The organism is Streptomyces sp. NPDC001219, assembly GCF_053597915.1.
In genome coordinates this window covers 110,936-132,139 of the sequence record NZ_JBSFJF010000006.1, presented here as the reverse complement: position 1 = coordinate 132,139, position 21,204 = coordinate 110,936, and the positions used below count along the sequence as shown (strand labels likewise).

Below are 21,204 nucleotides of genomic sequence, written 5' to 3'. Positions count from 1 at the left end.
CACCGTCATGACTGTGTTCTGGTGGAACTCAGGACAGCGACGATCATCCGTCGGTCTCCTTTTCCAGCAATCTCGCTTGGATGCAGCCGGAGGTTTCAGGTGTCAATCGGCGTAGAAAGTGGAGAGAGTGCTCGTCACCCGCGATGGGCGGACGTGCCCCAGGCCGAGTGGAGCGATCCGCGATGGCAGATGACCCACCGGCTGCGGCGCCCCTCGCAGTTGCGCGAGGTCATCAAGCTGACCGAGGACGAGGAGGCGGCGCTCGGCGGGGACGATCTGTTCCGTGTGGACATCACCCCGTACTTCCTCAGCCTCATCGACGGGGACGACCCGCACTGCCCGCTGCGCCGCCAGGTCGTGCCCAGCTCACGGGAAATGGAGGCCTTCGACGGCCGGCTGCCCGATGCCAACTCGGAGGTCGAGCACGAGCCGGTGCGCGGCATCATTCACAAATACCCCGACCGTCTGGTCATGCTCGTCACAAGTTCCTGCACCTCCTACTGCCGGTACTGCACACGGAGCCGGTTCGTAGGTGACGGAAAGCAGAACTACAGTCACTCGGACTGGGCGGAGCAACTGCGCTATATCCGGGATTCGCCACAGGTGCGGGATGTCCTCATCACCGGCGGAGATCCGCTGTCGATGGCGCGGAACCGGCTCGCCGAAATCATCACCGAACTCCGTAAGATTCCGCACGTCGAAATCATCCGGGTGGGCACCAGGGCCCCGGTCTTCAACCCCTTCGTCGTGGACGACGAGTTCTGTGAACTCCTCGCGGCGAATCACCCGGTGTGGCTGAACATCCACGTCAACCACCCGTACGAACTCACCCCCGAACTCGCGCGGGCCTGCTCGCGTCTCTCCCGGGCCGGCGTGCCCCTCGGCGCGCAGACGGTCCTGCTCGCGGGGATCAACGACAGCGTCGAGGTGCAGCGCCGGCTGTGCACCGAACTCGTCCGCATGCGGGTACGCCCCTACTACCTGTACCAGTGCGACTCGGTGCGGGGCGCTGGGCACTTCCGGACGAGCGTCACCAAGGGCATCGAGATCATCGAGGGTCTGCGGGGGCACATCAGCGGCTTCGCGGTCCCGACCTATGTGGTCGACAGCCCCGGTGGCGGCGGGAAGATCCCGGTCGGACCGAACTACCTGCTCAGCCTGTCACCGGAGCGGGCCGTCCTGCGCAACTGGGCGGGCGAGGTCTCCGAGTACCACGGGCCGTCGGGGTACCGGTCGGGCACGACTCCGCCGCTGCGGGGGCCGAAGCCGACCCGTGCGCACACCGAGGTGCCCACCGTGTCCGAGCGGCTGTCCGGCACCTCGGCGCCGGACGGCGAGGCGGAGGGTTTCGAGGTATGAGCCCGGTGCACTCCGGGCCCGCCCTCCCGGCCCGAGACGGTGACGGTGCCCGTCCCTCCGCCGACGACATGCTCGCGGCCGCCGTGATCGTGCTCGCGCGGTACGAGGACCGGTACCAGCTCGTCGTGGACGTCACGGCCGAGCCGGCGGACGCGGCGTCCGGAGCCGTGGCGGAGCACGGCGTCGTCGTGGACTGCTCCCCCTCGGCCACCTTCGCGCAGGTGCGCGCCGCGCTCGCCGGCCGGCTGCCGCAGCCCCGTGTCGCGGGTCGCTGGACGGTCCGGGTCGCCGATGCCGACGCCCCCGAATCCGGCGCGGTCGCCGGGCCCGTGGCGCGCTGCGAACTCACCGTGCGCGACGGCGCCGAGCCCACGCTCACCCTGGAGCACCCGTACGCGGCCGGCCCGCACGAGGCGGTGGCCCGTGTGCTCGCCGCCGGTACCGCCCGCCCGGGCCAGGAGCTGGCCGAACTCCCCGTGCTCTCGCCCGCCGAGGCCGATCTCCAGCGGCAGTGGCTCACCGGCGAGCCGTCCCCGGTGCCGGCGGAGACGACGATCCATGAGCTGGTCCGGGCGGCGGCCGGCCGCCACCCGGAGCGGATCGCGGCGGCCTGCGCCGCGGAACGCCTCACCTACGAGGAACTCGTGGAACGCGCCGACCGGGTGGCCGCCGCCCTCCTGGCCCACGGGGTCGGGCGCGGGGAGGTCGTGGCCGTCGTCGCCGAGCGGTCCTGCGCGGTGCTCACCGCGGCGCTCGGTGTGCTCACCGCGGGCGGCGCGTTCTTCCTGCTCGACCCCACCCTGCCGGAGGCCCGCCGGGAACAGCTCCTGGCGGCGGCCGGGGCGCGGCTGGCCGTCACCACCCGGGCCGGGCGCACCGCGCTCACGGCCGACCACCCCACCGTCGTCCTCGAAGACCTGGGACCGGCCGAACCGCAGGAAGACCGCCCGCGGCTGCACGGCGACGACCTCGCGTACCTCATGTTCACCTCCGGCTCCCAGGGCGAGCCGAAGGGCGTCCTCGTACGCCACCGGTCCTTCGTCAACCGTCAGCGGTGGCTCATCGACCGGCTCGGCCTCGGGCCGGAGGATGTGTCGCTGGGGCGGACGGCGCTGTCGTTCGACCCCGCCGTCTGCGAGATGTTCCGTCTGCTGCCGGTCGGGGGACGGGTCTGGTTCCTGCCCACCGGTCACGAGCGTGACCCGGCGCGGGTGCTGGAGGCCATCGAGCGTGAGCGGGTCACCGTCGTGGACCTGGTGCCCTCCCCGCTGCGCAGCCTGCTGGAGCATGTGGTCGCGCTGGGCCTCTCCTCCTCGGTCACCTCGTTGCGGTGGGTGCTGGCCGGTGCCGAGACCCTGCACCCCTGGCTGGTGGAGCTGTTCGAGAAGGCCGTCGGCCGCCACGGGGGCGCCCATCTGCTCAACGGGTGGGGTGCGACCGAGGTCTGTGTCGACGTCACCTCGTTCGACTGCTCGGCCGGACCGGTCGGCGAGCCCGTGCCGGTCGGCCGTCCGATGCCGGGGACGGGTGTCGCCGTGCTCGACCGCCACGGACGGTTCACTCCGCTCGGAGTGCCGGGTGAGCTCTTCGTGTCAGGCCGCTGCCTGGCCGCCGGCTATCTCAACGACCCCGGTCTGACCGGCGAACGCTTCGTACGGCGCGCGGTGGCGGGCCCGGAGCTGCTCTACCGCACCGGGGACCGGGCCCGGTGGCGCGCGGACGGGAACCTGGAGTTCCTGGGGCGGCTCGACGACGAGCTGTCGGTCCGCGGGCAGCGGATCGCCCCCGCGGAGATCGAGGCCGTGCTGCGCCGCCATCCCGCCGTGGACGAGGCCCTGGTCCGCACCGTGGGCGGGGGCCCGTCGGCGGAGGCGGGCGGTGAACGGCTGGTGGCCTGGGTGACCCACGAGGCCGCGGCCGCCCCGCCCGATCCGGACGAAGTCCGCGCGCACCTGGGCGCGTTCCTGCCGTCCACCATGGTCCCCCAGGCGGTCCGGGTGCTGGCCGCCTTCCCCCGGACCGTGCACGACAAGGTCGACGTCAAGTCCCTGGCGGCGGCGTACACGGCGCTTCCGGACGGCCCGGCGACGGACCACCTGCCGGTCGCCCCGTCCGCCTCCGTCGAGGACACCCTCACCGCCCTGTGGCGGGACGTACTGAACGGGGCGGCGGTGGGACCCGAGGACGATCTGATCGCCCGGGGAGCCACCTCGCTGGACGCCGCGCGGGTGGCCACCCGTGCGGCGGCGGGGCTGTGCGGCCGGCTGGACGTGCTCACGGTCTTCGCGCACCCCACGATCCGGGCCCAGGCCGCGGTCATCCGGGACTGCGACCACTCCTCGTGCCGGGTCGCCCGCCTCGAACCCACGCCGTCGGCCGAGAGGGTCCCGGCGTCCCACAGCCAGCTCCGCCACTGGATCACCAGCCGCTCCGACGCCACGTCCTCGGCGTACAACATCGCGGTCGGCATCGAGCTGGCCGAGGTCCCCGAGCCCGCCGTCCTGCGCACCGCACTGGACGAACTGACCGCCCGTCACGAAATCCTTCGCACCACCTTCGCGCTGGAGGACGGCGAACTCATCCAGCGCATCCTGCCCCCGCAGCCGGGCCGGGTGCCCGTGGAGACGGGTGCGGCGGCCGACCCGGCGCGCCATCTGCGCGCGGTGAGCGAGCGGCCGTTCGACACCGAGGCCGGGCCCCTGCTGCGGCTCGGCCTGATCACCCCGGCCGCTCCGGAGCGGACACCCGACCGGGGAACCGTGCTGTACCTCGTGATCCACCATCTGATCAGCGACACCTGGTCGTTGACGCTGTTGCTCACCGAACTTGCCGCACGGTGCCGGGAGTTGGCCGCCGGTAACGGCCCGGCGGAACTGCCGCCCGCCCGCCTCCAGTACCGCGACTACGCCGCCTGGGAACGCGCACGGCTCGCCGGACCGGCCGGCGACCGGATGCGCCGCTTCTGGACCGGCCGGCTGGCCGGGCCGCTGCCGGCCCTCGGTCTCCCGCTGGACGCCCCACGCGGCTCCGCGAAGGTCCCCGGGGCGGATGTCCGGCGCTTCGCTCTGAGCCCCGAGGCCACCGGCGCCCTGCGGTCGTGGGCCGGGCGGCACCGCGCCACGCTGTTCATGGCTCTGCTCACCGCGACCTCCGCCTGGCTGCACCAGCTGACCGGTCAGCGCGACCTGGTGGTCGGTACCCCGGTGGCCGGCCGCCCGCACGTCGACCTCGAAGACGTCCTCGGCTCCTTCGTCAACAGCGTGGCGCTCCGCGTGGCCGTCGACCCGGAGGCCTCGCCCGAGGATCTGCTGGCCCGCGTCCGGTCCACCGCCCTGGACGCGTTCGCCCACGAGGAGTACCCCCTCGACCTCGTGGTCCGGGACCTGGGTCTGGCGCGTGACCCCCGGCGCTCGGCCCTGTTCGACGTGATGCTGGTCCTGCAGAACGCGCCCGGGGCCCGTACCGAGTCCGTGTGGGGGGAGCCCCGCGCCCGCCGGGTCGACGTCGACCGCGGCGTCGGCAAGCTCGACATGATCGTCACGTTCGTCGAGGACGAAGACGGGCTGCGCGGTGAGATCGAGTACGACTCCCACCTCTTCGCGAGCACGACCGTCGAACGCTGGCTCTCCGGGCTGTCGCGCGTGCTCACCGCGCTCCCGGACTCCGCCGGTGCGACCGCCGCGGCCGTGGCCCGGTCGGCACTGGAGGCCCCGGCGGTCCCGGACCTGCTGCACACGGCGGTGGAGCGGCACGCCCGCCGCACGCCCGAGCGCCCCGCCGTGGTGTGCGAGGACCGGGTGCTCACCTACGGGGAACTCAACCGCAGGGCGAACCGGCTCGCCCACCGGCTGCGCGACGACTTCGGCGTGGTGCCGGGGCAGCTCGTCAGCTACGCGGTGGAGCGCTCCGAGCGCGTGCCCGTCGTCCAGCTCGCGGTCCTCAAGGCGGGCGGTGCCTTCCTCGGGATCGACCCCACCCAGCCCGAGGCGCGCGGCCGCGCGGTCCTGGAGGACGCCCGGCCGGTCCTGCTGGTCGTCGACGGTCACGAGCGCGGCCTCCCGGAGGGGGTGGCGTGGCTCCCCGTGCTGGCCCTCGACGACGAACCCGAACCGTCCGACGGCGAACCGGAGTTGGCCGACCTGTCCCCGGCCGCCGGCGCGGACGACCCCGCGTACGTCATCTACACCTCCGGCAGCACCGGCACGCCCAAGGGTGTCGTGGTGGAGCACCGGAACGCCCTCGCGCTCCTGTGGGCCGGCGGCTGGCCGTTCGAGTTCCGGGACGACGACGTCTGGACGTCGACGCACTCGTTCGCCTTCGACTTCTCCGTCTGGGAACTCCATCTGCCGCTCTCCCGCGGCGCCCGGGTCGTGATCATCACCGAGGCCACCCGCCGGGACCCGCGGCAGCTGCTGCCGGTCCTCGTGCGGGAGGGGGTGACCGTGCTGTCCCAGGTCCCCAGCACCTTCGAGCGCGCGGTGGACGCACTCGACCGACGTCCGGAACTGGCGCCGGCCTCGCTGCGCTACGTGGTGCTCGGGGGAGAGCCGATCCATCCCGGTGCCGTCCGGCGCCTCGCCGGCCATGTGCCCGGCGTGGACGTGGTCAACGGCTACGGCATCACCGAGACCACCGTCTTCACGACGTTCAAGCGGCTCGACCCCGCAGAGGACTCCGGGGCGCCGTCCGACGTGCAGAACATCGGCCGCCCGATGGGGACGATGAGCGTGGAACTGCTGGACCCGGACGGGCAGCCGGTCCCTGACGGCGGCGTCGGGGAGATCGTCATCAGCGGGCCCGCGGTGGCCCGTGGTTACCTCGGCCGCCCCGAGGAGACGGCCCGCGCCTTCGGGGTGCACGCGCCCGGGGACGGTGCGGGCGGCGGACCCGACGGTGCCCCGCCCCGGAGGTGGTACCGCTCCGGAGACCTCGCCCGGCGCCTCCCCTCCGGTGACCTGGTGTTCGTCGGACGGCGGGACCGCCAGGTCAAGATCCGCGGCTACCGGGTAGAGCTGGAGGAGGTCCGCTCCGCGATCCTGAGCACCGGGCTCCTGGCCGGCGACGCCGTGACCGATGTCCGGACGGGCCCGGCTGACGCCCCGTCGGTGGTGGCCTACGTCGACGACCGCGACCGGGAGCAGATCCCCGCCCTGCGCCGGCGGCTGCGCGAGCTGCTGCCCGCGCCCATGGTCCCCGCCTCGTTCGTCACCGTCGACGACTGGCCGACCACGGACAACGGGAAGGCGGACCTGGACGCGCTCCGCGCCCGGTACTCCGCCGCTCCGGAGAACCCTGCCCAGGACCCCACGGAATCGGCGGAACCGGCGGAGACGGACCACGGTGCCACGGGCGGTGCGCCCGGCACGCTGGCCTCGCTGGCGGCCCTGTGGAGCGAGCTGCTCGGCCACCCCGGCCCCGGCCCGGACGACAACTTCTTCACCGTCGGGGGCCATTCCCTGCTGGCGGTGGCGCTGGTGACCAGGGTGGAGGAGGAACTGGGCGTCGTCCTCGGCCTGGAGGACGTGCTGACGTACGCCACGCTCGGCCGCCAGGCGGAGCTGATCGACGCCCGCCGCACTCCGGCGGACGAGCAGCCCGCCACCGGTCCGGACCCGCTGCCGGCCGCCCCGGACGGCGACGACTCCCCGTTGTCGCCCGCGCAGTCGGAGTTCTGGCTGCTCGACCAGTTCCGGAGCCCGGAGACACCCGCGGCGCTGCCCGAGGTCGTGGACCTCGGGACCGCGTGGGACCCGGCGGCCGACCGGGCCACGTTCGCCCGGCTCGTCGAGTCCTTCGAGATCCTGCGCACCGACTTCCCCCTGGCCGACGGCCGCCCGCGGCAGCGGGTCCGGCCGCACGGCCCGCAGGACGCGCTCCGGCTGACCGACCTGTCCCGCTCCCCCACGGCCGAGGACCTGCGCACGCTCCTCGACGAGGAGGCGGCCCGGCCGCTGGACCTCGCCGAGGGCCCGCTGTTCCGGCTCCATCTGGTCCGGCGGCCCGACGCGTCGACGCTCGCCGTGGTCACCGCCCACCACATCGTGTGGGACGGCATGTCCTTCGACGTCCTCGCCCAGTGGTGGCAGCGGGACCGGCAGGCGCGGCAGGCGGGCCGGGGCGCCCCGCGGCGTCCGGCGCGTCAGTTCCGCGACGTCGCAGCCGACCACCTCGCCTACCTCAGGGGCCCCGAGGGGCGCGCCGAACTCGCCTGGTGGACCGGGCGGTTGTCCGGGGTCGACCGCATCCGGCCCGATCTCACGCCGCTGGGCATCGGCCGCCCCTCCGGGCCCCGGGACTTCCTCGGGCGCCGCCACTGGGTGACCGTGGACGCCCGCCGTACCCGTGCCCTGCGGGCCCTCTGCGCGGACGGCCGCACGACGCTGTTCGCGGGGCTGCACGCCGTCGTCAAGGCCTTCCTGTTCGCCATGACCCGGCAGACCGACCTCGTCGTGATGTCGCCGGTGTCGCTGCGGGACGGGCGGGTCCTGGAGGAGCAGCTCGGCCCGTTGCTGAACACCGTCGCCCTCCGCGACCACATCCGGCCCGGTGAACCGTTCCGCGCCCTGCTGGGCTCCGTCCGCCACTCGGTTCTCGACGCGCTCGCCCACCGGCGGACCCCGCCGGGGGACATCGGCCGGGCGCTGGGCCTGGAGGCGGACGCACCGCTCGCCGACGTCGGCCTGACCCTCCAGCCCCGGGCCGACACCGCCGAAGTCCCCCGGACGGAGGTGGTCTTCGGCGCCCACACCGCGCTGTGGTTCGACATCACCGAGCGGGCGGACACCCTGGAGGTCGAGATCGTGGCGCCGCGCGCCCGCATCGACGACGACACGCTCGCCGGACTCGGGCGGGCCTTCCTCCGGATCGTGGAGACGCTCCTCGATCACGCCGACGACCCGCTGGACCGGGCCGTGGACGCCCGGCCGGCGCAGTCCCCGGCCCCCCTGACCATCGAGCTGCGCTACTGAGCGCTGATCCCGGGACTGGTGTGAAGCCGTCCCCGCCGAAAGGAGCAGAGGTGGACACTCAGGAAGTACCGCCGGTTCAGGCACACCACGAGCCGGTCGACCACGAGGTCTGGCAGCGGCTCTACCGCCAGCAGCGGGATCTCGTGCCGTTGGCCGCGCCGGCCCTCTACCTGGAGGGGCTCGACCTGCTCGGCCTCCCGGCCGATCACGTGCCCGATCTCGACCGGGTGAACGAGCGCGTCCGCGCCATCACCGGCTGGACCTTCGTCGCGGTGGACGGCCTGGTGAAGGGGGCCGACTTCTTCGACATGCTCCTGAACCGGCGGTTCCCGGTGACCAACCAGATGCGCAAGCCGGAGGAGATCCGCTTCGCCGAACTGCCGGACCTCTTCCACGACTTGTTCGGGCACGGCCCGTTCCTGGCCCACCCGCGCACGGCGCGTCTGTACCAGGAGTTCGGCCGTATCGGGGTCCGGTGCGCCGAGCGCCCGGACGAACTCGCGCTCCTCCAGAGCATCATGTGGACCACGCTGGAGGCCGGTCTGATACGGACGCCCGACGGGCTCCGGGCGCTGGGCGGCGCCATCCTGTCCTCGGCCGACGAGATCCAGCAGTGCCTCGACCCGGCCTGCCCGGTCGAGACCTTCGACCCGGAGGTGGTGCGGCGCGAGACCTTCGACATCCTCCAGCTCCAGAACCGGTACTTCGTCGTCGAGGACCTGGCGGAGATCGAGTCGGCGCTGGCCGCCCTGGACACCCTGGTCGCCGAGGGAGACCGCTCATGACGAGGCCGCAGAAGACCCCTGGTCACTTCCTCCGCGGCGATGTCGAGGTCGAGCCGCTGGTCGACCGCTGGTATGCGTGGGTGCACCTGGTCTCGCCGGCCACGGCCGCCTTCGTCACCATCGAGCGTCATCTGCGGATGATGGAGTCCTACGTCCGCTCCCCCTCGATGCACGCCGCCGCTGCGGCGAACCCGGCGACGCGCAGCGGCCCGTTCCTCGACCTCGGCGGCGCCAAGGTCGCCGAGGTCCAGGCGCTGCTGGACGCGACGCGCACCAAGGCGAAGCGCCAGCAGGACTTCGTGTCGGCGTTCGGCGAACTCGACGAGCTGCTGGAGAGCATGACCGGCGGGGCGCTGGAACCGCTCTACCCGTCCGTCCCGGCCGCGCTGAAGGGCCTGGTGGAGCTGGAGTACGACCGCCACAACCGGGCACGCTGCCGGCTCTACGAACGGCTGCTGTACGCCGACGCGCTGGCCGACCCGTCGGGGCAGTGTCTGCGGCTGGTGCGCACGGACCGGGACGGTGACCGTCCGTTCGCGTTCTCCACGCCCCGACTGCCCGTGGTGGAGGACCCGGACGCCGCCGACGGCGCGGCCTGGGAAGGCGCCGTGGAACTCGACGTGCCCTTCGCCACTGCGGCACTCGACACCCTGTTCCGCGCCCGCACCGAACCCGTCGACCCGGAAGCGCTCGCCGACGAACTGGGCCTGGACGCCGCGGCCCGGCCCCGCTTCCGCGAGCTGTTCACCACCACGCCCCCGCGGACGCCGGGTGCGCGCGAGGACGCGCAGTCCGGCCCGGGTGAGGTCCGGGTGACCTACTTCGGGCACGCCTGTGTGCTGGTGGAGCACGAGGGCGTCAGCATCCTCGTCGACCCCGTGCTCCCCTACGACCACGAGTCCGACGTGCCGCGCCTCTCCTTCGCCGACCTGCCCGACCGGATCGACTACGTACTGATCACCCACGCCCACCACGACCATGTGCTGCCCGAGACACTGCTGCAGATCCGGCACAAGGTGGGGACGGTCATCGTGCCCGGCAACGACGGCGGAGGGCTGATGGACCCGTCGCTGCGCCTGGTCGTCGAGCACCTGGGCTTCCCCGACGTCCGTGAGGTGCGGGAACTCGACGTGGTGCCCCTTCCCGACGGGGCGATCACCGCCATCCCGTTCGTCGGCGAGCACCACGACCTGGCGATCCGGTCGAAGTCCACCTACCACGTCCGTCTCGGCGGCCGGACGGCGCTGTTCGGGGCCGACACCGCCAACGTCAACCCGGCGCTCTACGACCGCGTGCACGACCTGGTCGGCGATGTGGACATGCTGTTCCTCGGCATGGAGTGCGAGGGCGCACCGGCGAGTTGGGTCTACGCCCCGTACTTCGCCCATCCGCTCGACCGGGACCACGACCAGAGCCGGCGGGGGCGCGCGTCCACCTGCCAGGAGGCCCTCGACGTCGTCGAGCGGTTCAGCGGCTCGGCGGTCTACGTGTACGCGATGGGCGAGGAGCCCTGGCTCTATCCCCTGCTGGGCATCCCCTACACCGACGACTCCCTCGCCATCCGGGAAGCCAACCTCCTGGTCGAGACCTGCCAGGCACAGGGCCGCCACTCCGAGCGGCTCTACGGGGCGAAGCGCTGGAGGGCATCGTGAGCATCTCCCGTATCGAGGCCCTTCAGGGCCCGGCCCATCAACAGCAGCGCGCCGCCTGGCTGGCGGCCATGCCGTCCGCCGAGGACGCCCTGCACTGGGCCGACACCGTCGTCACCACGAAGACGTCCGCCCCGGGGACACGGCACCGCGCCGTGCTCGGGCCGGAGAGCCGCCGCCGGGTCACCGCCGTGAGCGGCGGCCAGGCGCTGGGCGGCTTCGTGGTCCTGCTCTCCGCCCTCGCGGCCGTCGTCCGGCGTACCTCGGCGCATGACGTGGTCTGGCTGTCCACGCCCCTGCTCCGCGGGGTCGAGAGCCCCTACGGGCACGACGACCGGGTGCCGCTGGTCTTCCGCACGGAGCGGCGGGACAGCTTCAAGTCGCTGCTGGAGCACGTGCGCCGGCAGGCCGCCACCTGCTACGCGGTCCAGGGCTTCCCGGTCCGCGACCTGTGGGCGCAGGCGGACGGACCGACGGACACCGGTCTGATGGTCGCCGAGACACAGCTGCACGAGGAGGTGCCGACCGACGACAGCACCGACCTGGTGATCCGGATCGACGCGGCCGAGGGCAGCTTCGAGTTCGAGGACCGGCAGGGCCGGTACCCGGCGTGGTTCGCCGGCCATGTCGTCGGGCTGGTCGAGAAGGTGCTGGCACACCTCGACGCCCCCGGGGCCGCGGTGGCCGACCTGGATCTGCTCGACGACGACGAGATCCTCCACCAGCTCGACACCCTCACCGCCACCGACGTCCCCGCCCACACCCCGGACGACTCGCTGGCGGCACGGTTCCGGGCGGTGGCCGCCGCGGCCGGCGACGCCCCCGCCCTCCTCACCGGCGGCCGGACCGTGAGCTATGGCGAACTGCTGGCCCGCGCCGAGCAGTTCGCCCACCATCTGCGCGGCGACCTGGGCCTGGCCGACGGAGAGGCGGTGGCCGTCCTCGTCTCGCGGGCCGAGGACACCCTCGTGGCGCTGTGGGGGTGCATGATCGCCGGGACCGCGTACGTCCCGGTCGACCCGCACGCCCCGGCCGCCCGTATCGCGCAGATCGCCGAGGCCTCGAAGGCCAAGACCCTGGCGGTGCACTCCGGTCTGCTGCACCGTCTCACCGATCTGCCCTCGCTCGCCGTGTGCTGTCCCGACCTCCAGTTCCCCGCGGGCACCGCAGCGGGACCGCCGGCCGAACCGACCTGGCCGGCCCCGCGGGGCGGTGACGCGGCCGCGGTGATCACGACCTCGGGCTCGGGCGGGACCCCGCGCACGATCGTCCTCGACCACGCCGGCGTGGTGAACGTCGCGCTCGACCACGTGACCGAGCTGGACCTCGGCCCCGGCGACCGCTATCTCGCGTTCATGGCGCTCTCGTTCGACGGCGCGCTGCTCGACATCGTGATGACCCATCTCGCCGGTGCGGCGCTGGTCCTGCCCGACGAGCAGGAACTCGCCGACCCGCGCCGCCTGGAGGACCTGATGGCGGAGCACGCCGTCACGGCGACCACCATCACCCCCTCCTACCTGAGCGCCCTGGACCCGCGGCGGCTGACGGATCTCCGGGTGCTCATCTCGGCGGCGGAGCCCGCGAACACCGCGGACCTGACGGCGTGGGCGGCCCGCGGCGTCGCGGTGTACAACGGCTACGGCCCGACCGAGGCGTGCGTGAACACGACGCTGCACCGGGTGGACCCGCAGCGCGACTACCAGAGTGTGCCGCTCGGCCGGCCGCGCGCGAACATGCAGGTCTACATCCTGGACCAGGACCGGAATCTGCTCCCCCGCCACGTCATCGGCGAGATCGCCATCTCCGGGCGCGGTGTGGCGTCCGGGTACGTCGGGGACCCGGAGCAGAGCGCCCGACGGTTCGTCCCGCACCCGTTCCGTCCGGACGGTGTGCTGCACCTCTCCGGCGACCTCGGCGGCTGGGACGAGAACGGGGAGCTGGTCTTCGCCGGCCGCCGGGACCAGCAGGTGAAGATCCGCGGCTTCCGGGTGGACCCCACCGAGGTCGAGGCCGCGCTGCGCGGGCACGACCGCGTGGAGGACGCCGTCGTGGCCGTGGACGCCGTGCACGGGGTCCTGCTGGCCTTCGTCCGCGAGCCGGGCGGCCGCGGCACGGAGCACGACGAGGGGCTGACGGGCGCGCTCGCCGACCACCTCGCCCGCACGCTCCCGGCCTACATGGTCCCCGGCGCCGTGCACCTCGTCGACGCCTTCCCCACCACCGAGCACGGCAAGGTGGACCGCCGCGCCCTCATCGCCCTGCACGAGCGGCGGATGGCGGAGCGTCCGGTCGGCACACCGGCGACCCCGCTCGAATCGAGCCTGGTCGAGGTGTGGGCGAAGGTCCTCGGCAGGTCCGCGATCGACGCCGAGGACGACTTCTTCCAGCTCGGCGGCGACTCGATCCGGCTGATCCAGGCCGTGCAGGCCGCGGAGCAGGTGGGGGTCGCCCTGCGCACCAGCGACATCATCGAGCACCGCACGGTCCGGGCGCTCGCGCGCATGGTGACCGAACGCGGCGACGCCGCCGAGCCCGCTGCGCCGGCCGTGAGCGCGTCGGTGAGCCTCACCGACGAGGAGGCACGGCAGTTGCCGGCGGGGTGGGAGGACGCCTATCCGCTGACGCACCTTCAGGAGCGGATGGTCGAGTGGTCCGCCGAACCGGACCTGCGGGCGCTGCACACCTACCGCTGCGTCGCGGGGTGGCGGGTGCGCGCCGCGGACCTGGACGTCGAGGCGCTGCGGCGGGCGCTGCGCGGCCTGGTCGAGCGGCACCGGTCGCTGCGCACCACCGTGGTCCGCGCGCCCGGCTCGGGACGTCTGCTGCAGTGCGTCCTCCCTCCGGACACCACCCTCGTCGACACCGTCGAAGCAGGCCCGGGGGAGGAGGCCGACGCGGTGCTGAACGCCGTCGTCGAGGCCGACCTCGCCGAACCGTTCGCCAGCGACGGCACCGCACCGTGGACCCGCTTCCGGATCGTCGTACGCTCCGCGACCGAGGCCGATGTCCTGATGTCCGCGCACCACGCGCTGACGGACGGCTGGAGCGGGGTCCAGCTGCGGAACGAACTGCTGGCGGACTACGGGACGCTCCGCGCCGGCGGCCGCCCGGACACCGCGGCACCCGCGGTGGACTCCTACCGGGAGTTCGTCGCCCTGGAGCGGACGCTCGCCAACGATCCGCAGGCGCAGGACTTCTGGGCGAAGGCCCTCGCCACGCTCCCGGACGGCCTGGACACTCCGCAACGCCGGGAGTTCCGGCGCGTGGGCTACACGGAGGTGATCGTGCCCCCGGAGCGGGTCGAGGCGCTCCTCACGAGCGCCAGGAACGAGCGGCTCTCCCCCAAGGCCCGCTGTCTCTCCGCGTTCCTCTCCGCCCTCCACCGGCACGGCGGTGCACCGGCGCTGACGGTCGGCGTCGTCGCCAACGGCCGCTCGGAGCGGCTCACCGACCCGCTCGGCACCACCGGACTGTTCTGGAACATCCTGCCCTTCACCTCCCGGTGGGACGCCGGTGCGCAGCCCCCCTCGGCGACGGCGGTCCAGGCCGGGCTCGACGCCATGGAGCCCTACGCGGGATATCCGCTGGCGGGCCAGGTGGCGGACGACCGGGCGGTCGCGGGGTGGTTCAACTTCGTGCACTTCCATCACGCCCGCGACGCCGTCGAGCGGCTCGCCCTGGTCGAGGAGTGCGTGGCCCTCGGCCAGCTCCACCACCCGGTGGTGCTCGCGGTGTCGCTCGAACCGGCGACTCCCGGCGGCGCGCCCCAGCTCGTCGCCACCCTGGAGCACGACCTCGACCGGCTCGACGAGACCGCGGCCGAGCGGCTGATGGCCCTCTGGTCGGAGGCGCTGTCCCAGCCGGCCACCGACATCCCGGGCCACGGCCCCGTACCCGGCAATCCGGAGGAATCCCGTGACACTGTTCGGTCCTGAGCACACCGAGACGCCCGATGACACGCCCTGGTACGACGTCGTGGTCTGCGGCGGCGGACTCGCGGGCGCCACGTTCGCCCGCCATCTGCGCCGCAAGCAGCCCGACGCCTCGGTCCTGGTGATCGACGGGCAGACCTACCCGGTGCCGCTGGCGGCCCACAAGGTCGGCGAATCGACCGTGGACATCGCGGGGTTCTACTTCTCCTCCGTCCTCGGGCTCGCCGACTACATGGCGGACAAGCACCTGCCCAAGCTGGGCCTGCGCTACTTCTTCGGCCGGGCCGGCGAGCCGTTCGCGGACGCCCCGGAGATCGGGCTGTCGGCCCTGCCGGGGCGCAGCACCTACCAGATCGACCGCGGGGTCCTGGAGAACGACCTGTACGAGATGAACTGCGAGGCCGGTGTCGAGATCGCCACCGGCAGCATGGTCCGCGAGGTCGACCTGGGCCCCGGCAGCGCCTCGCACCTGGTGCACTACGTCGACGGGGACGGGACACCGCGCAGCGCACGCTGCCGCTGGGTGGTCGACGCCATGGGCCGGGCCCGGTACCTCCAGCGCAAGCTGGGGCTGCAACGCCCCACCGAGGGCCAGTTCAACGCCGCGTGGTTCCGCGTCGAGGGCCGGCTCGACGTCGAGGACTTCGTGTCCGACGACGACACCGAGTGGCACGAGCGGGTACCGGGCCGCCGGCGCCGGCTCTCCACGGTCCATCTGATGGGCCCCGGGTACTGGGTCTGGCTGATTCCGCTCGGCTCCGGCAACACCAGCGTCGGCATCGTGACGTCCGGTGAGCTCCACGACATCGACGGGATGAGCACCCTGCCCGGTGCCGTCGAGTGGCTGGAGCACCACGAGCCGGCGGTCGCGTCCGCGCTGGTCCACCACGAGGTCCTCGACTTCCTCGCGGTCCGCGACTACAGCTACACCTCCTCCCAGGTGTTCTCGGCCGACCGCTGGGGCTGCGTGGGGGAGGCCGCGGCCTTCGCCGACCCGTTCTACTCCCCCGGCTCCAACATGATCGCCTTCGAGAACTCGGCACTGATCGAGCTGATCGACGAGGACGCCCGGAACGAGCTGCGCCCGGACCGCGTCGACGAGCTGAGCCGGTTCGTGCTCGGCCAGAACGACTGGCTCGAGTACAACATCCACAGTTCGTACTCGTACTTCGGCGAGCCACTGATCATGGCGCTGTCGTTCCTCTGGGACACCCTGCTCTCCTGGACCACGGCGACCCCGCAGATCTACAACGGCATCTTCCTCGACGAGGAGAAGGCCGCCGCGGTTCGCGGCGCCACCCCCGGTCTGTACGCGCTGACCGTGCAGGTCAAGCGGTTGTTCAAGCAGTGGGAACGGAAGGCGGGCCGGGGCCGGGACTTCCGCTTCATCGACTACTACAAGATCCCGTTCCTCCGTGAGGCGTACGAACGCAACCTCGTGGAGGGCAAGTCGGTCGCCGAACTCGTGGCCGACCACCGCCACTCCATGGAGGTGCTCGAAGAGGTGGCGCAGGCCATCTTCCGCATCGCCGTGGAGGACACCATGCCCGAGCGGCGGGCACACCTCGACGAACACCCCTGGCTCAACGCCTGGGCGATCGGCCTGGACCCCGAGCGGTGGCAGACCGACGGACTCTTCAAGCCCAGCACACCGCCGCGCTCCCCCGACCGGGCCTACACGAGCCTCACCACACTCTTCGACGCCCCGCCCGCGGAGCCCGACACGAGCCCGGCCGCGCTGCCGATCGAGCTGCGGCTCTAGTCACCTCAGCACCGCATCACCGCCGGTGTCCGCGGCTCCCGTCGCGGACACCGGCGCGGACCCCAGGCGGCTCCGCACGAGCCGGAGATCCACCACCCCGAGGAGGGCCCATGATTTCGCCGTGTCGCCCGTGGCACGATCTGTCCTTGATAGAGCGTCAGGCGCGTGCGGCGCAGCATGACGCACGGCCCACATGGGACCTCTCGGAGGCCCTGCTGCGCGGCCTCCCGTCCTCGGCCGGCCAGGTCACGTTCCGCGCCGAGTCCTATCCCGACCCCCAGGGGGAGCGGGAACTCCGTCGCCGGATCGCGGCCCGGGAGAACGCGAAGTACGGCCTGTCGCTGACCGAGGACCACATCGTGGTGACACACGGTGCGACCGAGGCGCTCTTCCTGCTCGCCCACACCTTCCTGGACCCCGGCGACCGCGTCGCCGTACAGGCTCCGAGCTTCCTCTTCTACCGGGAGATCCTGGAAAACCTCGGCGCCGGACTCGTCCCGCTCAACGCGGAGCCCGACAGTGCCCGTACGACCCGGATGCGGTTGCTGCACAGCCCGTCGAACCCCGACGGCCGCGTCCTCGCCGACGGCGCCCTGTCCTTCCACGCCGAGGCGGCCGCCGCCGACGGCGCACTGCTCGTCGTGGACCAGGTCTACGACGAACTGATCGTGGGCGGCACGCGCCCCCACGAGGACCAGTCCCTGCTCGACTCCGGCCATCTGGTGAAGGTCAACTCGGTGTCGAAGGCCTTCGGTTGCCCCGGCGTCCGCATCGGGTGGATCGCCACGGCACCGGCCGTCGCCGAAGTACTCACCGGTGTGGCCGAGCGTCTGCGCATGGGTCCGTCACTGGTGGCTCAGCAGGCGGCGGCCGGCCTGCTGGCACAACCCGTGGACGGAAACCTGACGTTGCTGGCCGAGCGCCGGGCCATCGCCCTGGAGGCACTGTCCACCCTCGACCTCTTCGAGACCGCCCCGCCACCGGCCGGCGGCCTCTTCCTCTGGCTGAAGCTGGCCGGCCCGAACGCCGGCGCCCAGCAGTTCTGCGACCGCGCGCTGGCGGAGACGGGCGTACGGCTGATGCCCGGCCCCGGCTTCTGGCAGGGCACGGACGACCGGGTCCGCCTCTCGTTCGGCGCGGCTCCCGAGTATCTCGACGCGGCCTTCGACCGCCTCCGCCGGCTGTCGGTGCCGCGCCACCGGTCCGGGGCCGGCCACCTCACGACGACCTCGGGCAGCGCGTGAGAGCACCTGGCTCCCGCCCGGCGCGCCGAGGCCCGTACGACGGCCGGCCCGCGTACGGGCCGGAGGCCCCTCACCGGGCTCAGCAAGTGGAGAATGACATGGCGTCAAAAGTGTCACTGATGGGTGGATTCATGAACGCGCACACACCCGGAGTCAGGCCGCTCCGGGCCGGGTTCGGGCTCGGGGTTGGGGTTGGGGTTGACGGTGTCGGCCCGCTCACCACGGCGGCCGGTCGGCGGCGCCCGGCCCGGTCACGGGCCTGGGCACGGTCTCTGACTTGGTCACGGACGTGGTCACGGCAGGTGGCGCACTGATGACGTCGACGACGCAGGCCCCGCCCCAAGGGCTGCGACGCAACCGCGACTTCCACATCTTCTGGGTCGGCGAGACGATCTCACTGTTCGGCGCCGAGGTCAGCCTCCTGGCCCTGCCGCTCACCGCCCTCGTCGTACTCGGTGCCGATGCCTCCGATCTGGGCCTGCTGCGCTTCGCCGAATACCTCCCCTTCCTCGCCCTGGCCCTGCCCCTGGGCGTCCTCGTCGACCGGAGAAGGCGCCACCCCCTGCTGGTGATCGCCAACTCCGCGCGCGCGGCGCTCGTCGGGGCCATCCCCGTGCTCGCCGCGCTCGGCTGGCTGACCATGCCCTGGCTGGTGGTCCTCGCCACCGGCATCGGGACGTTCACCGTGCTGTTCGACCTGTGCCTGGTGGCCTACCTGCCGAAGTTCGTCGCCCCCGAGGACCTGCTGTCGGCCAACGGCCGGGTGTCCGTGAGCCAGGCCGGGGCGGAGGTCGCCGGGCCGGGCCTGTTCGGGCTGCTCGTCCATTGGCTCTCCGCACCGCTCTGCCTGGCACTCAACGCCGGTTCCTACCTCGTCTCGGTCGTCTCCCTCCTGCTCGTCAAGCGACCCGAGCCCGCCCCGGCCCGCGTCGCCGGTACCCCCTGGCAGGACTTCTACGACGGTCTGCGCTTCCTCGTCCGTGCGCCCCTGCTGCGGGCGGTGACGCTCGCCGGGAGCCTCCACAACCTGGCCTGGGCCATCTTCCAGACCGCGTTCCTCGTGTACATGAACCGCATTCTCGGGTTCAACGTCGGTGTCGTCCTCGCGGCGGGCGCGGCCGGTGGCCTGGCCGGAGCGGCCTGCGCCCCCTGGCTCTCCCGGCGCCTCCCTGTCGGCGTCACCTACCTCGCGGCCGGTGCCGCCACCGCCGTTCCCGCCCTGCTCATCCCCGCCGTCTCGGGACAACAGACCTTCCTCGCCCTCGTCGACACCGCTCTCCTGGTGGTCATGAACGGCGGCCTCGCCATCTTCAGCGTCCTCACCGCGACGCTGCGGCAGACCGTCACCCCCGACCGGCTCATGGGCCGGGTCGTGGCCGGCTACCGGGCCCTGGTGTTCGGCGGGATTTCCCTCGGAGGCCTGGTCACCGCGTGGCTCGGCGCCTTCGCCGGCCCCCGCGCGATCCTCTGGGTGGCCGGCCTGGTCTTCCTCTCCGCATCACTACCGATCCTGCTCTCCCCGGTCCCTCGCCTCCGCGGTTTCGGCACGGGAGAGCAGACGGTGAGCGAACCCGAATCCCCCTCTGCGCAGGGGGCTGCTTCCCCCTCTGAATAGCGGTGGTCGTCCCGACCTGAGGGTGTGGCAGCCAACGAGTCCACCCGGACCCCTACTGCGGTACTGCGGGTCCGGGTGGAGGGAGCGGCCGTCCGTCAGACGGGCACCGCTTCCTTGTTCTCCTGTCCGGCCGGCACGGTTTCCCCGCTCCGAAGGCCGTTGACAGCTGCTGCGGACGCCGGCTCAGCCGTAGGACCGGTCCCGGCTCCGCCCGCCGCCTCCCGCCATCCCGGCGGGCCGAAGAGGTAACCGGCCCGGCCGCGCCAGGTACGGGCCCGGCGGATGTCGCGGACCATCCCGGCGAACTCGTGGTAGTTGGCCTTGACCGGGTTATGGGTGCCGATGTTCGTCGTCAGCCCGTACCTGACGCGTTCGGTCTCCTCCGCATAGCTGCCGAACAGCCGGTCCCACACGATGAGGATGCCGCCGTAGTTCTTGTCCAGGTACGGGTTGTTGACGCCGTGGTGGACACGGTGGTGCGACGGGGTGTTGAACACGAACTCGACGGGCCGGGGAAGGCGGCCGATGCGCTCGGTGTGGATCGGGTACTGGAACAGCAGCACGATGGAGTGCGCCAGGAAGATCATCCAGGCGGGGATGCCGATCAGTGCCAGCGGGATGTCCGCGACCGCGGTGAGGAACGACCCCGGGATCAGCCAGGGCAGACGCACCGCCGTGGACAGATTGAAGTGCCGGCTGGAGTGGTGGACGCTGTGGGCCGCCCACAGCAGACGGATGCGGTGGCCCATCCGGTGCTGGGCGTAGTAGGCGAGGTCGGCGAGCACGATTGCCGCCACCCACACCCGCCAGTCCGAGGAAGAGAGCGTGTGCGGCGCCAGCGCCGCCGCGACGACCACGACCGGAAGCTGGATGAAGTGGTTGAGCGGCTTGGCGAGTTGACCGATCGCGTAGATGGACAGGCTGGTGGCGGTGTCGCGGGCGGAGACCCCGGGCCGGTCGGCCTTCGGTTCCTTCTCCCGGTGATAGCCGATGAACTCGACAGCCATCAGCAGCAGGAACGCGGGTATCGCGTACAGGCCCAGCTGGAGCGTTTCTTGCACTGAGTCACCTTTCCTTGGCTTGGTCGGCTCGATCCCGCCCCGTCAGGCGGGAGTTGCGCCCGAGAGGCGGGAACCGCAACGGCGGGGGCCACAACGGGATGGAGAGCGCCGCAATGAGGGGGAGCCGCGATGGGCCGGGTCCCCGTCCCTCACAGATCACCGAGATCCAGGAGGGAGGACCGGGCCCGGACCTCGCGCCAGATGTCCCCCGTGCGCCACTCCCCCGACGGCTCGGCGAGCAACTCGGTCAGGGCCGCCAGCGCCCGCACCGCCTCGTCGCCGAGGTGCTCACGGATCTCCTCGTCCACCTCGCGACGGGCCTCGCGGAACGCCCGGAGGAACGCGATCGCCTCCGCCGTGGGACGCACGATCTTCTCCCGGCCGTCCCCGGACGACTTCTCCATCGACAGAAAGCCGCGCTCGCACAGATCAGCCACGACCTTGCTCGCCCCCTGCCGGCTGATCTGCATCTCCCGGCCGATCCGGGAGACCGTCAGCTCCTCGTGCGCCACACACAGCCGCAGGACCATCCCGTCAGGCAGCCGCCGGTCACTGAAACCCACCGAAGCCAGCTTCGCCTCGACCCGCCGCCGATAACCGATCCACGACCGCAGCAGCTGCGGCCCGAGCGCCGGCGCCCCACTTCCCTCAGAAAAATGCGCAACCATGGGTGACAACATAGATGCGCACCCATGGTTGCGCAACCATGGGTGCGCATTTCTCGACCAGGGGGTGACTGGCGGCCGGGACGTGACGGCACCGCGTGCACGCCTTGGCGGGACGACCCGCCCCGGCCCCGAGCGGCCCCTCAGGCGACAGGTCCCACTCG

At 72.5% G+C, this 21,204-nt stretch carries 10 protein-coding genes; 8 read left to right on the top strand and 2 right to left on the bottom strand.

Features of this window, described 5'->3' with window-relative positions:
- Positions 1 to 153 precede the first annotated feature (153 nt).
- The 8 genes from ACWC9R_RS05805 (at position 154) to ACWC9R_RS05770 (ending at position 19,314) form a co-directional block, all read left to right on the top strand.
- Positions 154 to 1,359: a KamA family radical SAM protein gene (locus ACWC9R_RS05805; RefSeq protein WP_450729133.1), complete on the top strand. Its 1,206-nt coding sequence runs from the start codon at positions 154 to 156 to the stop codon at positions 1,357 to 1,359.
- Positions 1,356 to 8,327, top strand: coding sequence for an amino acid adenylation domain-containing protein (locus tag ACWC9R_RS05800; RefSeq protein WP_450729132.1), 6,972 nt, complete (start codon positions 1,356 to 1,358; stop codon positions 8,325 to 8,327). The genes ACWC9R_RS05805 and ACWC9R_RS05800 overlap by 4 nt, the downstream gene beginning before the upstream one ends.
- Before the next feature lie 50 nt (positions 8,328 to 8,377).
- Positions 8,378 to 9,112 (top strand): hypothetical protein, encoded by a 735-nt coding sequence (locus ACWC9R_RS05795; protein ID WP_450729131.1) that lies wholly within the window; start codon positions 8,378 to 8,380, stop codon positions 9,110 to 9,112.
- Complete coding sequence (locus ACWC9R_RS05790) at positions 9,109 to 10,764, top strand: MBL fold metallo-hydrolase (protein WP_450729130.1); 1,656 nt, start codon at positions 9,109 to 9,111, stop codon at positions 10,762 to 10,764. Before ACWC9R_RS05795 ends, ACWC9R_RS05790 begins: the two co-directional genes overlap by 4 nt.
- On the top strand, positions 10,761 to 14,696 hold the full coding sequence (locus ACWC9R_RS05785) for an amino acid adenylation domain-containing protein (RefSeq protein ID WP_450729129.1): 3,936 nt from the start codon (positions 10,761 to 10,763) through the stop codon (positions 14,694 to 14,696). Before ACWC9R_RS05790 ends, ACWC9R_RS05785 begins: the two co-directional genes overlap by 4 nt.
- Complete coding sequence (locus ACWC9R_RS05780; RefSeq protein ID WP_450729128.1) at positions 14,677 to 16,455, top strand: NAD(P)/FAD-dependent oxidoreductase; 1,779 nt, start codon at positions 14,677 to 14,679, stop codon at positions 16,453 to 16,455. The genes ACWC9R_RS05785 and ACWC9R_RS05780 overlap by 20 nt, the downstream gene beginning before the upstream one ends.
- Positions 16,456 to 16,601: 146 nt before the next feature.
- Positions 16,602 to 17,699 (top strand): pyridoxal phosphate-dependent aminotransferase, encoded by a 1,098-nt coding sequence (locus ACWC9R_RS05775; protein WP_450729127.1) that lies wholly within the window; start codon positions 16,602 to 16,604, stop codon positions 17,697 to 17,699.
- 313 nt (positions 17,700 to 18,012) lie between these two features.
- Positions 18,013 to 19,314 carry an MFS transporter gene (locus ACWC9R_RS05770; protein ID WP_450729126.1) on the top strand — a complete coding sequence of 434 codons (1,302 nt, stop codon included), beginning with the start codon at positions 18,013 to 18,015 and terminating at the stop codon, positions 19,312 to 19,314.
- A 95-nt stretch (positions 19,315 to 19,409) separates the two neighbouring features.
- Here ACWC9R_RS05770 and ACWC9R_RS05765 read toward each other — a convergent pair whose 3' ends face one another.
- Both ACWC9R_RS05765 and ACWC9R_RS05760 read right to left on the bottom strand, forming a co-directional pair.
- A complete protein-coding gene (locus ACWC9R_RS05765; RefSeq protein ID WP_450729125.1) occupies positions 19,410 to 20,375 on the bottom strand; it encodes a sterol desaturase family protein in 966 nt (321 codons plus the stop codon).
- 149 nt (positions 20,376 to 20,524) lie between these two features.
- Complete coding sequence (locus ACWC9R_RS05760; RefSeq protein WP_450729124.1) at positions 20,525 to 21,043, bottom strand: MarR family winged helix-turn-helix transcriptional regulator; 519 nt, start codon at positions 21,041 to 21,043, stop codon at positions 20,525 to 20,527.
- Positions 21,044 to 21,204: the final 161 nt, after the last annotated feature.

What these genes read in the sequence shown, in the direction of transcription:
- ACWC9R_RS05800 (WP_450729132.1), top strand. Translation starts at nt 1,356, where the DNA reads ATGAGCCCGGTGCACTCCGGGCCCGCCCTCCCGGCCCGAGACGGTGAC.
- ACWC9R_RS05790 (WP_450729130.1), top strand. Translation starts at nt 9,109, where the DNA reads ATGACGAGGCCGCAGAAGACCCCTGGTCACTTCCTCCGCGGCGATGTC.
- ACWC9R_RS05770 (WP_450729126.1), top strand. Translation starts at nt 18,013, where the DNA reads ATGACGTCGACGACGCAGGCCCCGCCCCAAGGGCTGCGACGCAACCGC.
- ACWC9R_RS05760 (WP_450729124.1), bottom strand. Translation starts at nt 21,043, where the DNA reads ATGGTTGCGCATTTTTCTGAGGGAAGTGGGGCGCCGGCGCTCGGGCCG.